14 protein-coding genes are annotated in these 16,404 nt (G+C 42.0%); 5 read left to right on the top strand and 9 right to left on the bottom strand.

The annotated features are described in order from the left end of the window. Positions 1-145: 145 nt before the first annotated feature. The 3 genes from ACUN24_RS17280 (at position 146) to ACUN24_RS17270 (ending at position 2,913) form a co-directional block, all read left to right on the top strand. Positions 146-1,243, top strand: a complete 1,098-nt coding sequence (locus ACUN24_RS17280; RefSeq protein WP_445563631.1) for a LytTR family transcriptional regulator DNA-binding domain-containing protein — start codon at positions 146-148, stop codon at positions 1,241-1,243. A 253-nt stretch (positions 1,244-1,496) separates the two neighbouring features. Then, positions 1,497-2,177 carry a hypothetical protein gene (locus ACUN24_RS17275; RefSeq protein ID WP_445563630.1) on the top strand — a complete coding sequence of 227 codons (681 nt, stop codon included), beginning with the start codon at positions 1,497-1,499 and terminating at the stop codon, positions 2,175-2,177. A 34-nt stretch (positions 2,178-2,211) separates the two neighbouring features. After that, a complete protein-coding gene (locus ACUN24_RS17270) occupies positions 2,212-2,913 on the top strand; it encodes a hypothetical protein (protein WP_445563629.1) in 702 nt (233 codons plus the stop codon). Positions 2,914-3,037: 124 nt separating this feature from the next. On the opposite strand, the gene ACUN24_RS17265 is transcribed toward ACUN24_RS17270, so the two are convergent. Then, positions 3,038-3,445: a VOC family protein gene (locus ACUN24_RS17265; protein ID WP_445563628.1), complete on the bottom strand. Its 408-nt coding sequence runs from the start codon at positions 3,443-3,445 to the stop codon at positions 3,038-3,040. Between the two features lie 111 nt (positions 3,446-3,556). Between ACUN24_RS17265 and ACUN24_RS17260 the strand changes: the two genes are divergently transcribed. Next, the gene (locus ACUN24_RS17260; protein ID WP_445563627.1) at positions 3,557-3,784 is read left to right on the top strand and encodes a LytTR family transcriptional regulator DNA-binding domain-containing protein; all 228 of its coding nucleotides are present in this window, start codon (positions 3,557-3,559) and stop codon (positions 3,782-3,784) included. Between the two features lie 73 nt (positions 3,785-3,857). Here the strand turns inward: ACUN24_RS17260 and ACUN24_RS17255 are convergent, their stop codons facing one another. The 3 genes from ACUN24_RS17255 to ACUN24_RS17245 all read right to left on the bottom strand — a co-directional run bounded on the left by ACUN24_RS17255 (position 3,858) and on the right by ACUN24_RS17245 (position 6,285). Beyond that, positions 3,858-5,300, bottom strand: coding sequence for a ligand-binding sensor domain-containing protein (locus ACUN24_RS17255; protein ID WP_445563626.1), 1,443 nt, complete (start codon positions 5,298-5,300; stop codon positions 3,858-3,860). An 81-nt stretch (positions 5,301-5,381) separates the two neighbouring features. Next, positions 5,382-5,735, bottom strand: coding sequence for a VOC family protein (locus ACUN24_RS17250; RefSeq protein WP_445563625.1), 354 nt, complete (start codon positions 5,733-5,735; stop codon positions 5,382-5,384). Between the two features lie 175 nt (positions 5,736-5,910). Then, on the bottom strand, positions 5,911-6,285 hold the full coding sequence (locus ACUN24_RS17245) for a winged helix-turn-helix transcriptional regulator (RefSeq protein ID WP_445563624.1): 375 nt from the start codon (positions 6,283-6,285) through the stop codon (positions 5,911-5,913). Between the two features lie 102 nt (positions 6,286-6,387). Between ACUN24_RS17245 and ACUN24_RS17240 the strand changes: the two genes are divergently transcribed. Continuing rightward, entirely contained in the window at positions 6,388-7,365 is a 978-nt protein-coding gene (locus tag ACUN24_RS17240) for an NmrA/HSCARG family protein (RefSeq protein WP_445563623.1), read from the top strand. A 174-nt stretch (positions 7,366-7,539) separates the two neighbouring features. Here ACUN24_RS17240 and ACUN24_RS17235 read toward each other — a convergent pair whose 3' ends face one another. The 5 genes from ACUN24_RS17235 to ACUN24_RS17215 all read right to left on the bottom strand — a co-directional run bounded on the left by ACUN24_RS17235 (position 7,540) and on the right by ACUN24_RS17215 (position 16,318). Next, positions 7,540-9,534, bottom strand: a complete 1,995-nt coding sequence (locus ACUN24_RS17235; protein ID WP_445563622.1) for an FAD-dependent oxidoreductase — start codon at positions 9,532-9,534, stop codon at positions 7,540-7,542. Then, positions 9,534-11,213, bottom strand: a complete 1,680-nt coding sequence (locus ACUN24_RS17230) for a RagB/SusD family nutrient uptake outer membrane protein (RefSeq protein WP_445563621.1) — start codon at positions 11,211-11,213, stop codon at positions 9,534-9,536. The genes ACUN24_RS17235 and ACUN24_RS17230 overlap by 1 nt, the downstream gene beginning before the upstream one ends. A 10-nt stretch (positions 11,214-11,223) precedes the next feature. Then, positions 11,224-14,532 carry a TonB-dependent receptor gene (locus tag ACUN24_RS17225; protein WP_445563620.1) on the bottom strand — a complete coding sequence of 1,103 codons (3,309 nt, stop codon included), beginning with the start codon at positions 14,530-14,532 and terminating at the stop codon, positions 11,224-11,226. 76 nt (positions 14,533-14,608) lie between these two features. Next, complete coding sequence (locus tag ACUN24_RS17220) at positions 14,609-15,739, bottom strand: FecR family protein (protein ID WP_445563619.1); 1,131 nt, start codon at positions 15,737-15,739, stop codon at positions 14,609-14,611. A 42-nt stretch (positions 15,740-15,781) separates the two neighbouring features. Next, the gene (locus ACUN24_RS17215) at positions 15,782-16,318 is read right to left on the bottom strand and encodes an RNA polymerase sigma factor (protein ID WP_445563618.1); all 537 of its coding nucleotides are present in this window, start codon (positions 16,316-16,318) and stop codon (positions 15,782-15,784) included. Positions 16,319-16,404: the final 86 nt, after the last annotated feature.

The following is a 16,404-nucleotide window of genomic DNA, read 5'->3' as shown; positions in this document are numbered from 1 at the left end:
AAAGCACTCAATATACAATTACAATCCTATGAGAGGGATAATTTTAGCCTTAAAGGCGAATAAACCGCTTTGAATAGTCCGATCTTTTTAAGACCTTGACCCCTAAAATCGAGCTAAATTAGTCTGGCGATTTTTAACCAACCCTATGTTAAAAGGACGATTACACCTGCTACTTTTTCTTACCGTAAGCATTATGGTAACACTGATCAGTTACTTTTCTTTCCGTTACCTTTATAACAGTGCTGCCGAAAAGTTATGGACCAGCAAATTGGAATCGGGTGCGAGGGAAAGCAGGGAAATCGGACGTTTGCTCGAACAACAGTTGCAAAGCGGACTTGCGCAGCAAAAGGTGATCCGCAACCTGCAGCAAAGCATAGAAAATACCGATACCCAAGGTGAGTTTATTTGTATGTATGATAAAAACGGAATCGAACTTTGTCACCCCAATCCGGCACTCATCGGCCAGAAAATAGCGCAGGGCAATTCTATACTTCAGTCCCGAAATGGAGCAATACCTTTTAATGAAGCCATTGCGCAACAGAAAAGCCTGGGTGGTACACGGAGTTTCCCCGAAGCGAAAAACAGGAGCTCAGAGATCGTAAATATTTATCCGGTTAAGGGCAGCGACTGGATCGTGGCGGCACATGCCAATATCGAAGTACTACAGGCAGAACTATCGAGCCTTTACACACAGTTTATCATTTGTTTTTTTACCACTGCAGTCATTATCATCGGCAGCTGTTTAATGCTGATCAGGCAGATTTATGGACGGTATGAAAAATCGGTTTCCTTAGAGATCAGTACCTTAAATGAAAAAGTGAACACTTTGGGCAGCTTAAATGAACAGTTGGCCAAACTGCAACAGGAAAATGCTGTAGTTTCATTAAATCCAGATAAGGAAACTGCCCGTAAAAGGATGATTACGTATTTAAAAGACGAGCTGATCCACCTTGATATCACTGAGATCGCCTTTTTCTTTTTCGATGGTGCTGCTGTTAATATCATTACGCACAATGGTAAAAAGTACTCCACCGCATTAAGTCTTGATGAGTTAATGAAACAGCTTGACGGAGATACCTTTTACCGTGCAAACAGGCAATTTATTATTAGTCTTAACGCTATCAAAACCATTTATATCTATGGCAAAAACCAACTTAAAATTGTGGCCTCGCCAGAGCCCGATGAAATAATATTGATCAGTAAAAACAAGGTGTCGGAATTTAAAAAATGGCTTGACAGGTAATTTCTAAATAAAAAGCCCATTAATACATTTAACCCGACAAAGGTTGCCGCAGATTGCCTAGTATTTAACTGATAATTTTATATTTCATCCAAGAATGGAGATACATTTCATTTAAATTGAGGCATTTAATTTTATACATAATTCCTAACTCCACTGATTATCAAATCAGTATTGATGATGTCGTTAATTTAATAAAAATAGTTAATGAGTGCTGAATCATTATTCTATATTTGCGCCCAAAATAAATATGTATATGAAATCAAAATTAACCCTCTTAATTCTTCTTGTTGCAGCTTTCGCCGCCTGCAAAAAAACTACTAACGTTGATGTTACACTTTCAACCAGCGGAAAACTTACCTATAGGCTAACTGACGATGCCGGAAAAGGATTGGCAAATGTAAAAGTATCTTTATTTGACCGCACGGATACTTATTATTCAAACTACAACATCCTGTTAGAAACCCGTTTAACAGACCCAAACGGTTTGGCTGACTTTGGGGACCTTAATCCAAACAATTACTTGCTTGTTGCCGATTCTGCGAAAGTTAACAATGTAGCTTATCTGGTTCAAGAGTATGTTCAGGTGCGTACTGGTGCTGTTAAAGCTAAGGAAACAAAGGTAACTGACTATTCAGGAACATTTGCGCTTTCGGTTAGATCTTATAATAATAATCAGCCTTTAAAAAATATAGGGGTGATTATGATTCCGTCAAATAAATTCAATTATGCGTCAACTACCGCTGCCAATTTAAAAGTTGCCGATTTTTCGGGAGTTACCAACGATGCTGGTTTGATCAATTTCAAGATCCCTTCGAATAAGCAGTACTTAGTGTACCTTTATAATACGGTTACCAATGCTTCTTACAATTATAATAATGGCGTATCGGTACAAAAAGATGCTACGGTTAACTATTTAATGACTATCTATCAATAATAGTTTGATCTTAACCGCGCTTATTTTATAGCATATGAAATGTAAAATTATGGTCCTTTTCGGGCTGTTTATTTTGGCACTCTCCTGTAAGAAGATTACCAATGTTAAATTAGTTGATGGAGTAAACTCAGGCAAATTGAGTTATAAACTTGTAGATGATGCAGGGAAAGGTTTAGCTGGTATTAAAGTTTCCTTATATGATGCACAAATGAGTTTAAATACAAGCTACCCGGCTCCAAATGCATTAATTGGTACGATAACTACAGATCAGGACGGCGTAGCTTATTTCTCTGACCTTTTACCTAAAAATTACCTTATAACTGCAGATACTGTAATTGTTAATAGTTTGAGGTATCGTACCAATGAATTTGTTCAGGTTGTTGCTGAAACAGATAAAAAAAAGAACACTAAAGTTTCTGATTTTTCAGGCTTTCTAAACCTTACACTGATATCCAATATCGATTACAGAACTCCCTTAAAAAACGTTGGTGTGGTTGCTTATCCAGTTAATGATATTAAACTTAATTCGGGTAATATTTTTGATGTGATTAATTCCTCAACACTTAAAGGGATAACAGACGCTAATGGATTTGTATCGTTTAGAGTGCCTTCGGATATGACTTTCGATTTTATTGTTTATAACCTAACAAACCGCAATCTTGGTTATGGATATGGTAGTTATAGTGTTGCAAAGGATACTAAAAGTAGCCCCACACTCTATTCGTATCCGTTTTAATATTATATTATAAGGCCAGGAATTTAAAAAAAACAAAGGGCTGTTCGAAAATGATCGGGCAGCCCTTTTTATTTCCTGGAAACATATCATTTAACCTGAAAATAGTCGGCTGATCATATCGGGTTTAATTACCCTTAAACTTTTCTATAGCTTCGGGCGTTACCGGAGTAAAAAGATTCACCAGATTACCATCAGGATCTCTTAATAATAAAGATTGATTGCCCCAGGGCATGATAGTAGGTTCCTGTACGATTGCGCTTTTTAAAGAAACTGCTAATTGTTCGAAATGCTGCAGCACATTATCAACCCTGAATTCGATAATCATGCTACGGTTCTGTGCAGGCTGGGCAACACTGTCACCACCAAAAAATTGTAAAGTGCGTATGCTCCCAATGGCCAGGGTTGCGCCTGGGGTTTTTAACTCGGCAAAATCAGGCGTGTACCTGGTGGCCTTTAAACCTGTTACCTGTTCGTAAAAATTGATGAGTGTTTCTACCTGGGTGGTAATGATGCGGGTGGATATTAAATTCATTGCTAGTTATTTTAAATGTGCAACGAAGATATCAGGAGCTCATGACAACTGTTTGTCAGGGCATTTAAAGTTTTTTCTTTTTCCTTCTACATATTCCGGAAAAATGAACTGATGAAACATCTTGACGGAAAGATCTTTTACCTTGCAAACAGGCAGTTTATCATCAGCCATAACGCTATCAAAACCATTTATAACGATGGCAAAAACCAGCTGAAAATTGTGGTCTCGCCAGAGCCCGATGAGGTGATCTTGATCAGTAAAACAAGGTGTCGGAATTTAAAAAATGGCTTGACAGGTAATCTTTTAGTGAAAAAACACATTAATTTAACTGACTTATAATGATTGTGTTAATAGCTTGCACAATCATTACCACATATAAGCATAAACTTTATCTGGACAGTATACAATGTACTTATTTTAACTCTGTTTTGATTATTCCGGCAAAGGTTGCCGCCCAGATGGTTCCATCTACGCCCTTTGTGATCTGCTCGATATTGACACTGGGAATATTAGAATTTTCGGTGGTATATACTTCTGTCTTTTTGCCTGCTATGTCATATCTGATGATGCCTATATTGTTCTGGCTGAGCCATAATGTATTTTTTTCTTCGTCCAAAAAGAAATCATTGATGCTGTTTCCGGCAAACATTGTTGGGACATCGCTCCATAAACGCTGCCATTTTCCTTCGGGAGATAGGATGTACATTCCTGCTCCAACGCCTTTTTCATTATATAGCGAAAACCAGAGATTGCCTTTTTTATCTTCCCACATCTTGGAAATGTAAGCCTTAGAAAGCGGTGATGACTGATCGCTTAAGGCCGTAGTTTTACCTTTTTCAATAACGACGTTTCCCTCGAAAGTACCGATCCATGTGCGGTCTTTACTGTCCACAAACACGCCCATAACCCTATCAGATGGCAACTTAGAGTTCTTTTTGTTCATCACGCTCCATTTGCTGCCATCAAACCTGGCTACTCCATCCCAAGAGGTGAAAAGGATATTTCCCTTAGGGTCGACTACGATATTTCTTGCCCAGTTAATGGGTGAGTTCAGTGAATCGAATTTGGTCCAAACCTGGTTATCATAGCGGTAAACATCATAGCCGATCACAAACCACTTATTGTCTTTTTGATCAACCGCCATGTTCCGAACCGACACAGTCTGAGCCTTATTGTACTGCGTAGCAGAAATAACGGTATTTCCAGAATTAAAGTGCTGCCAATTACCACCTGATATCTTCACAATCCCGTTATCCGTTCCGATCCAGATATCGCCCTTTAAATCAGCTGCCACAGCCCTGCTCATATCCCAGGGCAGTTCTGAGTTGCCTTGGGTAAACACTTTCCAGCGCTCACTAAGCGCTGCCCGTTCACTTCCCTTCCGGTCGGGAGTACCGGTGGCTTTCATATTGGATTGGTTTGTAAAGTTAAATGTCCTGCGTTTTGCCCTAAATTTCCCACCCTCGAATTCCATAATGAGGGATACAGAGCTGTTCTCCTTTTTCGTACCGTCTATTGCAGGCGTCCAGTTTTCAGTAGCATTGACCGATTGCTTAATGCCGAGTTCAGCTGACCTCATGTTGGTCTTGTTATCGATGCTTAACAGGCAGGGTTTGCCTTCCATATTGATCAGGATTTGCATTTCCAGCGTACCTTTAAGCGTCGCAAGTTTTTTTTCGCCGATACCACGCAGGATATTCTGAAAGACATTCTTAGGAGGTTGCGCCTGTGGATTTCCGCAATCTAGGCAGAATTCGGACAGTTTGCAGTCTTCAAACTTTTCAGGGTAAAGGCTCTGTGCGTTCAGAAGTATTGAAAACAGGCATAAGGCAATAACTAAAAGTGTCTTTTTCACGATAATTTTATCTTTTGTTTTATTCAAGGTCAATAGCATGAGGGTATACACCATGTAAGGTTTTCAACTTTCTGCCCACCCTTACAGCGACCACACCGCAAGCTCATAACCGTCCGGATCAAGAAACTGGAACCTCCGCCCACCCGGGAAAGCGAAGATTTCTTTTGAAATTACGCCACCTGCATTGATCACATTTGTTCTTGTCCCTTCTAAATCCTGCGAATAAAGAACAATAAGAATGCTTCCTTTCAATGGCGCTCCAATGGTAAAACCTCCATCCACAAAATCACCTTCAAAAGCGGTGTATTCAGGCCCGTAATCAGTAAAAACCCATCCAAAAGCCGCTGTATAAAAGGCTTTAACTTTTTCAAGGTCGCTGGAAAGAAATTCAATGTACTGTATTTGCTGGTGCTTTAGTTTTTGCGGAGTGCTCATAAATATTTTTTGCTACAAGCAAAAATACTTATAAATTATCCCATTTGAAAAAACATAAGGATAAATTCCCCGGATGCTATCCGGATCTTTTGTATTCTTTCGAAGTCTTCTGACCACCAATTTGCAAAACTAATGGCTTAAGCCGAAATTAGATATGTACTCCATCGCTAAAAATCTATAATGAAGTAACAAATTCACCCTTTTCGGATGCAATCCGATTGCCCCATGTTGTAATGCTGTCTAATACCGGCAAAAATGTTTTTCCAAAATCGGTCAGGCTGTAAATCACCTTAACGGGTGGTTTTTGGCCGTATACCTGCCTGGATACCAGGCCATCTTTCTCCAGCTGTTTTAACTGCAAACTTAAAGTCATTTCAGTAATGTGGGGTACCGCTTTCCGAAGTTCGTGGTAACGTTTTTCACCATCTTTCAGGTGATAAAGAATAACTGCTTTCCACTTACCCCCTATTAAATCCATTGCCAGGCTTACCGTACAGGGATAAATTTTTCCTTCTAATTTAATCACATCAGCAATACATTCTGTTTTCATGGGATTATTTTTAAACCTATCGTTTTGGATAGTTATTGCAAATCTACCTTCCTCAAAATACTTTTGCAACTATAATTTTTATAGTTAATCATATCACAGCTCATGGAATCATATTTAAATGTAAACGAGGCAATGAAACATCAGGATAAGCCCCTGATTACCATCGTTGGAGTATTGGGGAAACAAGGACTGAGTGCTGCGCGGACGCTATTGGAAAGCGGAAAATATCGTGTGCGTGGAATCACCCGCAGGGTGGATTCGCCGGAGGCACAGCGTTTGACCGCTTTAGGGGCTGAACTCATTAAACTGCCCCTTGATCTGGGCCATCAAAAAGATTTTAAAGCAGCCTTCCAGGGGGCGCATGGTGTTTTCATGATGACACCGGGCATTGCTCCTCCGCAAAATCACGAAATGGAACTTGGCATACAGCTTGCCGATGCGGCCGTAGCTGCAGGCGTGCAACACCTTATTTTTAGTAGCCTGGAAAATGTTGAAAAAATATCGGAAGGGCAGAAATTTGCGCCTCATTTTACCAACAAGGCAAAAATTGAAGCTTATATCCGTACGCTTCCTATTAAAAGCTCCTTTATCTACATGGCCTTTTTCTACACCAACCTGATGGAGTTTTACCTTCCCCGTATAGAGGGCGATACCTTAGTGTTTCCTATTTATCTGCCCGGAAACTTCCGTGCGCCATTTGTAGATCCACTAACCGCCACGGGGCCGGCTGTATTGGAGATTTTTTCTCATCCACAGCAATATTTCGGAAAGTCCCTGCCTGTGATCGGCGATTTCCTCTCTCCCCAGGAAATGGTAGATACTTTTACCAGGGTGACAGGAAAGAAAGCGGTTTACCGCTCCGCATTTACACGTATGGAAATGTTGCATCATTTCCCAGAATTCGGCGATAATGAACTTTTGGTCAGGGAAATTCTGGGCATGGCAGAATATGCAGTAGACTATGGTTATTTCCAAAAAGACCGCGACTGGCTATGGAGCCGACGGGTAAATAAAAACAGTATGAACTGGGAGCAGTTTTTACGCACGACCGGCTGGCAGGGTGAGCAGCGTTCATTTTAATTTTCAAACTTAAAGGCTTGCCAATATAATGGCAAGCTTTTAGAAAAGTTTATAATTTCTGCTTGAAGTTTATTCACATTCAACCATCAATATAAAGTATTTTTGAATAATGTAGTATAGTGAATAACAAAAGCCGCACGAATGCATCCTTTGCTATCCATATTTAACCGGACTTTATTTAGAAGTCGCAACAAGCAGCACCGCATCTGCCGCTACCTTTTTCCCCTTGCCGGTAATCTCCATGTATGGCTTTCCGGTTCCTGAAAAAGTGTAATCGCCCAGCTTCACCCATTCGCCGGAGGTTTGCCCTACTACGTTAACTTCGTTATCCTTTATGGTAACTTCCTGGAGCCTTTTCCCATCAAATACTTTTACATTGGTCACAGCATTTCTTTCTGGAAGCTTGGCATAATAGGTATAGATTTCATAACGGCCTTTAATATGCTGATCGGGATAATAGCGGATGAAACTGCTACTGTCGGTTTTTCCGTCAGACAAGTAATAGTCTGGCCCGTAACCACCCCTCTTTTGCACTAACCAATTCCCAGCCATCTTCACCCTGGATGAATCACTGTTATCGATCAATATATCTGCAGCACTACCATCAGCCAGCGGATTTTCCTTCAACTGACGCTGGAGGCTGACTACATCAATTTGCTGAACTGATGATTTTCCATCTATTGCCTTTACCGCAGCAAGGGCCGCTGACTGCCCCAATACCATAAATACCGGCTCCATGCGAATGGAACCATAGGCAATATGTGTGGCAGAAAGACATACGGGCACTAAAAGGTTGGCTGCCTCTGCTTCTTTCGGGGTAATAGCACGGTAGGCAATCGGGTAAGGGTCAAAACCACCTTCTTCTACGTTGCCTTCATTTTTAACCATTCCATTTACCACCAGCCGTTCACAGTTATGAGAATCCATAGTATAAGCCGCCATACCGATGCCATCTTGAACAAGCTCCTGGCCTTGGCAATGGTGCTGGGTCATCACCAGCGCACCCTTCATTCTTCTGGCTTCGCGTATGTAAAGCTGGTGTGTCCAATTTTGATTATCCTTGTACTCATCCTTCGGATATCCCCACTCATTCATCTCTGCCCGGATGTGTTCCGGAATGCGCGGGTCATGGCCCACAAAGTAGAGTAAACCCTTGGTATAATCGGTGTGGGCCGACCATATTTCCTGTCGCTTCCGGTAATTTGCATCCGGATAATCCCAGTTCATGCCGATCATATCTGTTGAAAATCCGTTCCTATTATTAATGTCCGTTTTCTGGTTAGGCATCCTGCTCCAGATGAAAACATCCTGCAAAGATTTCCAGGTTCTTTTTTCCATCTGGCGAATCAGCAGTTCGTAGTGCTCGGGCTGATAATTGGCAGGCTTGGTGATCGGGATCCGGTTCTTGGGATCTTTGCTGAGGCAGATCCTGTAATTGTATGCCTGAACCTTCTTATCGCCACTTCCTTTTGCTGCCAGCTGGCCATTGGAGATGCCCCAGAGCAAACCGCTTTTCGCATCACCTTTAACTTTGTAAGGATCAATCCCATCCGGAAGCTGATGACCGTTAGTCAGCTGAACCCCGTTAAAAGTTTCACCATATTCGGTATTGGCCTCTCTCCCTACCATGTAAGAAACGCCCGCTCTGGCCATTAAATCGCCTTCATAGGAGCAATCGATAAACACTTTGGCTTTTACACTGCCAACCGAATGCTGGTCAGGTGATTCCAGCAGAATTTCGGTAATCACATTTCCCTGCTTTTTAACCGATGTAACACGGTTTTGATATAACACCGGCACCTTTGCTTTTTTAAGGTATGCATTAAAAATATCTTCAGCCACATGGGGTTCAAAAATCCATTGCTCAAATTTTCCGTAATGCTGACCGATCCGCCTGTAAAAATCAAGCGCCAGGCCACTGATGGCATATTTATTCCCGATATCGGTTAAACCCAATCCGCCGGAACTCATTCCTCCCACATGTTTTCCAGGCTCAATCAGCAAGACTGATTTACCATATTGCGCAGCCGTATAGGCGGCCACCACCCCTGCTGAAGTAGCGCCGTAAACACAAACATCATAACTTTTATATAATTTATGCTGCGCCTTCAGGCTGTTCAAATTGATCAGTAGTACGAAGAAGGTGAATACAATTTTTCTGTTCATCATTAATATTTGGGGTTTTGAATCAGTTTCGGGTTGGTCACGGTTTCAATGTTTGGAATTGGCCAAAGATAATCTCTGCCGGTATCAAATACCCGCGTTTCGATAATCCTTAGATCTGCCCGGTTGGCCACATTGTTATAATTGGCCAGGCCGTTTTCATCGATCTGTGGCGGACCAGCCAATAACCCTCTTTGTACCCTGCCATAAAAATTGCCTGTCATGGCTTTATCTGCAATGCGCCATCTTCTCAGGTCAGACAACCTGAGCCCTTCCATAGCAAGTTCATACAAACGTTCCTTACGCACCAGGCTCCTGAATGATATGGTGCTTTGTCCTGTAGAAATCACGGGCATATTTACGCTGGCCCTGGTTCTCACCTGGTTAATGGCATCATAGGCAGACTGATCAAGCTGGCCGAGTTCATTTTTGGCTTCGGCATAAATTAACAGTATTTCAGCATATCTGATCTGGATTATATTTATCTCCGAATTACTACGGTCGGCCTTATCATCCAGATCCACATATTTTTTCCAGCAATAGCCCGTAAAAGTGGCAAAGGCATTCAGGGCATCCTGGTTATCAACGCGCGTGGCGGGAGTGGTATTATAATTCCAGCATTTTACACTGTCGCGATGGGTTTCAAACTGGTAATTATAAAAAATAGAACCTGGCACTGCAATGGTAAAGGTAAGCCTTGGGTCTCTGTTTTTATAAGGTAATTTCGGATCATAAAGCGGCGACTGATCAATGTTGAGTCCATCGGTGCATGGGTATACATCTACCAGCGATTGAGATGGAACTTTGTTGGTAAAACCCAGTCCGTTTCTGGAGAGCAGATTATTTGGAGTTGAATGTGTTTTGGTTCTGGATGCCTTCAGGAATTGAAAGGCCCAGATAATTTCAGGAGAATTTTGCCCGGCATAAGAAAACAATGTTCCGTAGTTGTTGTGTAAACTATATATTTTCAAATCCATCACGGCCTTTGCAGCTTCTGCAGCCTCTGCCCATTTGGCGTTATTTAATGCCGTTCTGGCTTTAAAAGCCAAGGCAGTACCTTTTGTGGCCCGCCCTGAATCGGCAGCGGCATAACTCACCGGTAAATCAACCGCCGATTCTGTTAGCTCTTTTAGTACGAATTCAACAATGTCTGCCTTTGGTGTTTTGGCTACCTGGGCAGTTTCGATTGTGAGCACATTGGTAATGAGCGGCACACTGCCAAAATAATCAATAAGATATTGGTACGTATAGGCCCTTACAAAACGTGCTTCAGCCTTTGAACGGTTATAGATGGCAACAGTAGATTTATCCTTAACCTTATCAATATTATCAAGGATGAAATTACATTTTGCAATTACCCTATAGGCTTCTGTCCATACGCTGATCGCGAGGCCATTATTGCTGTCTTGGTTTCCTTTCCCTAAACTCTGCAGCGGACTATTATTGCGGTCCCAGCCTATATCTGTACCGTTATCCAGGAGCAGGTTCAACGGCATGTTATCCAACGGAGCGTAATTGGCATAACGGTATAAACCATTCACCGCCAGCACCAGCTCATCCTGGTTGCTGAAATAGGTTTCATCAGTAGGGCCACTTAAAGGCGTTTTATCCAGATAATTTTTCTGACAGGAGGATAATCCCACTAATAAAAAAACAATAATCGAACAGTATATTTTATTTTTCATTTGTATCAAGTTAAAAAGATGCTTCTAAACCAAAACTGTAAACCTTTACCTGCGGATAGATGTTTCCGGCTCCTACGGGCGCTTCTACATCATATCCCTGCCAAAAGCGATCGAATGAGCTCAGGTTTGAGCCATTTGCAAAAACTCTGAGCCTTTTCAAAGCGACCTTCTGCGCAATGCTTACCGGAAATGTATAACCTACCTGAACATTTTTTATCCTCACATAGGATGCATCTTTCAGGAAATAGGTAGACACCTGTTCATTATTGGTTTCGCCAAAGGCCAGCCTTGGGTAAGCGGCATTTGGATTGTCAGGTGTCCAGCGGTCTTTATTGTCTTCGCGGATGGTTCCACCGACAACTCCGCCCACATTAAAAGGTAAAATACCAGGACCAGCCAGGTAACCATTGGCCTTGCCCACCCCCTGGATTAGCACTGAAAAATCAAAACCTTTGTATGAACCACCAAGATTGGTGGCAAAAGTATAGCGTGGAATGGTGCTGCCCATCACAATCTTATCCGATTCGTTAATGATATTGTCGCCGTTTTGGTCAACATAGCGGATATCACCTGCCTTAACTGATCCAAACTGTTTGGCATGTGCAGCCACCTCCGCATCAGAAGCAAACAATCCATCTGCCTGGTAACCAAAAAGTGAGGCGATGGGATAACCCTCTCGGTTTACAGTTAAACCTGTCTGATTGATTCCGCGCATGTCAACGATCTTATTTTTTACATCGGAGATATTAAAACTCACATTGTAATTAAATTCATTCAGTTTACCCCGGTAAGCAAGCCCCAGCTCCCAGCCAATATTATCCACTACACCGGCATTTTGATAAGGTTTTTCAAATCCCACAATTAAGGGGATATCAAGTGGTAGCAGAATGTCGCTCGTTCTTCTCCGGTAATAATCTGCAGTGATGTTCAGGTTCTTAAAGAGGGTAAGGTCTAAACCAATATTTTTTTCTTCAGTGCTTTCCCATGAAATGAGCTTGTTGGCAAGGGCATTCAAAGCCGCCGTATTCACAATCTGCTTTCCTAGCGTATAAGACTCCAGCAAAATAGTGGTAATGGATGGATAGGTACCGATGTTTTGATTACCCAGTTTACCCCACGACACACGAAGTTTAGCCTCACTGATTACATTTTTTAAGCCGGCCATAAAATTTTCTTCTGAAATGCGCCAGCCTGCAGAAGCAGAAGGGAAAAACCCGTATTTATTACCAGCCGAAAAACGGGAAGAACCATCGTAACGGGCATTCAGCTCCAGGAGATATTTATTTTTATATACGTAGTTAAATCTGCTGAATAGCGATTGCAGCGCCCATTCTTCTTCACTGCCTGTAGCTTGCTGGTTCTGGGCAGAACCGGCATTTAACACTTGGTAATCCGGTAAAATGTAGGTATCGCGGTAAGCGTTGGTCCATTGGTTAAAATAGTCTTCCCTTGATGCACCGGCCAGTAATTTAAGATTATGATCACCAAAAGTCTTGGAAGCCGTTACCGTTGCACGCATATTGTTAAAAAAAGACTGACTGTTGTATTGCGTTAATGAACTGAGTGCAGGCGTTAGATAACTGGTAGCACCATTGGGTAAATAAGACTGGATGGCTTTCCGGAAATTTTTAGACGAAGACAAGGCATATTTTGGCGAATAAACGGCTTCCATTTCTAGCCATTCAACAGGCTTATAATTCAGCGCTGCGTTAATGCTGCCAAAAGGCGCATTGGTGCGGTTGGTCCCCCCGTCTTTACCGGCTGAAATGGGATTGAATCCATTCCATCCCACACCCCACTGGCCGCTTTGGTTCACCCCGATCTGATTGGCTGGTATGCTGTTCATCCACTGAAAAATGGCATCAGAAGTTGCTGAAGGATCAGTGGTGATGGCATTCACATACTGAAGATCTATTCTGGCCTTCAACTTATCAGAAAAAGCAATGTCCGCATTACTCCTAATGGTATATCTTTTGAAGCCTGAGTTTTCGATAATCCCTTTCTGGTCAAGCAATCCGAATGAACCTAATAGTTTTACTTTTTGTGTACCGCCCTGTATGGTTAGAAAGTGACTTTGCTGCAAGCCAGATCCAGTTAAGGTTTCTTTCTGCCAGTCGGTATTTGGGTACAGATCAGTGCTGAGGCCATCTTGTTCCCGGTATTTCTGAATAAGTGCATCCGAATATAAGGGTGTACGCCCTGTGTTGACATAAGCCTCATTGGTTAAGAGCATATGGTCAAGCGCATCCACCAGGTCAGGCATATTGGTCGGCTCTTGCCAGCCAATATAATTATTATAGGAAACGCTGACCTGATCAGCAGCGGCTCTTTTTGTAGTCACCAGAATCACACCGTTTGCTGCCCTTGAACCATAAATAGAGGCAGATGCAGCATCCTTAAGGATGGAGATGGATTCGATCAGGTTCGGGTCGATATTATTCATACTGCCTTCAATCCCGTCGATCATCACTAGCGGATTGGGATCACTGAGTGTTCCAATACCCCTAATCCTGATGGTGCCGGCATCACCACCCGGCCTGCCCGAACTTTGTCTTACCGTTACCCCGGGTGCCATACCTTGCAGTGCAGCTGATGTTTGCCCGGCAGGTCGGGCGGCAAGGTCTTTACCTGAAACCTGCGAAACCGCACCTGTTAAATTTACTTTCTTCTGAACACCATAACCTACCACGACCACCTCATTTAAATTCTCATTCAGGGGCAGTAATTTCACATTAATCTGGTTATCCGTTCCTACTGGTATTTCCTGTGGTGTATAACCCACATAAGAAAAAACCAGGATATCACCTGTATTAGCATTAATTTTATAGCGGCCATTCTGATCGCTGACCGTTCCTCCGCTACTGCTTCCTTTTATTTTTATACCTACTCCGGGGATAGGTGAACCATTCTCATCAGTGATTAGCCCGGTTTTATCTTCCGCTTTAGGGTTGGTCACTGCTGCCGGTATGCGCGGTTCAGGCGTTGGCTTCGCAGCAGCCTTTTGCAAGATGATGTAATTTTCTTTAATTGTCCAGTTGAGTCCTTTACCTTTCAGGCTGACATTCAGCACTTCATCCAGTTCGGCCTGCTTAAAGCTGACGTTAATTTTCTCCGAATCATTCAGAATTTTATTGCTATAGAAAACCGTAAGTCCGGTTTGCGCTTTAATGTGCTTAAATACCGATACAAAGGTGATATTTTTGCCTTCCATGCTGATTTTACCTGTAGCCTGGGATTGAGCGCCCATCACCAGTGTAAAAAGCAGCACAAAAACAATTGGCAAGCAAAGCCGACCCGTTCGGGTAAGATTCTTTTTCATAACAGTTAAAGTTTTATAAGTGGTTTTCCTTAAGACGCAACTTTAACTGAAATGGGTGAACGGTTGAGAAAAAAAATTATTTAAAAATTAAGGTACCATTTTTAAACTGTGCCCGAATGCCCGAACTGAGTTCCAGGTTGGAAAGTACCACCTTAAGTGGCATCGCTTTATTGATCTCTCCGGTGAAGGTTTGTCCCTCTAAATCAGGTGTACTGAAAACCACCTTCACATCGAACCAACGCCCAAGTACCCGGGCAATATCGCCTAAAGATCGATTATGAAAATAATAAAGTCCCTTGCGCCAGGATAACAATTCCTGCGCATCAAAAGGTTGTTTAGTGAGACGATCCTGGCTGGCATTCACCTGTTCACCTGGTTTTAAATCAATGAGTTGCCTGTCTTTTACAGCCGAAACCGATCCTTCTACCAGTGCAGTAGAAAAGCTTGCCTGATCATAAGCATTTACGTTAAAGGAAGTACCATGAACCTGAACATCGGCAAATGCCGTATGCACTACAAATTTTCGTTCCTTTTCATGCGCCACTTCAAAATAAGCCTCACCGGTTAAATAAACTTCCCTGATCTGTTGATTAAAGTTATAGGGAAATCGCAAAGTAGAAGCCGAATTCATCCACACCAGTGTACCATCCGACAACTTGATCTTATAATCTTTAGTGGCCGGAACATATAGCGTAGCCTGGTCTGCGTCAGTTGCCTGATCTGCATGGTAGGTAAATTCATTTGCCCTGGATGTTCCGTTTAAACCATCCTGGTTAATGTCACGGTCAGTATTGAGTTCAATTGCCCTGCCGTCGCTGGTTTTCAGGTATACCTGATTAGTTTTAATAGCTGATGGCGAAGGGCCATGGCTACTACCCTTTTCTGCATAAAAATGCCATACCAGCGGCATCCCGATCAGGAGCATTGCAGCAACGGCAATGTATTTTAAATTCTGATAAAAAAGTGGTTTTGTTTTTTGATCCTCCAGTTTTGGACTTAGCTTTTGCCATGCTGCTTTTTCATCCAGCGATGATAAAAATTTTACTGCTTGAGGCTCTTCCATTTTCGCTTTCAGCCTCAGCCAGTATGCTTTAATTTCAGGAATATCAGCGATTGCTTTTTCTGCAATTGTATCATCGCCATCACTGATCGTTCCCGCCATTTTTTCAAACAGAAGCCCTTTGATATATTCCTCTTTATATTCCATCGCTAATTGATAGATGCATTAATGTTTAAATTAGGTGAATGTTTATCTGAATGAAATTAATTTTTCCTGCAACATTTTAACTGCGAGTTTCAGGTGTGTTTTAACAGAGTTGACAGATAAACCCATTTCTGTTGCGGCTTCTTTATATTTTTTATCTTCTAAATACACCAGTTGAAAAGCTTTCTGACGTTGCGCGGGCAGTTCTTCCAAGGCATACCGGATCATTTTTTCGTCCCCGGCATCAGCTAAAAATTCTTCGTCTGTAGCCAAATCAAGTGTATGGGTATATTCATCCAGCCGCTGCTGATCAGTTTTTCTTTTTCTGAGACACATGAGGCATTTGTTATGCACCGCCTTGAAAAGATAGGCCTTCAGCGCAGTATTAACAGAAAGGAATTGTGATTTCTCCCACATGGAGATAAAAAGGTTCTGAACCAGGTCTTCCGCCTCCATTTCGTTCTCCAGCATCAGATACGCTTTTAAAGCCAGCGCCTTATAATATTTTTTGAACACCAGCTCATAAGCAGATTGATTACCATTCTGGAGGTCTTTTAATAAAATTTGGTCAGAAATCTCCATCAAAACAGATTTAGAAGGGCTAAATATATACTTTGATTCTTAAAATCGCAACAGGCCATTAAATAAGGTAGCTACATTTGAATAAT

Source organism: Pedobacter sp. WC2501, assembly GCF_052682415.1.
This window is presented reverse-complemented; position numbering and strand designations above follow the sequence as displayed.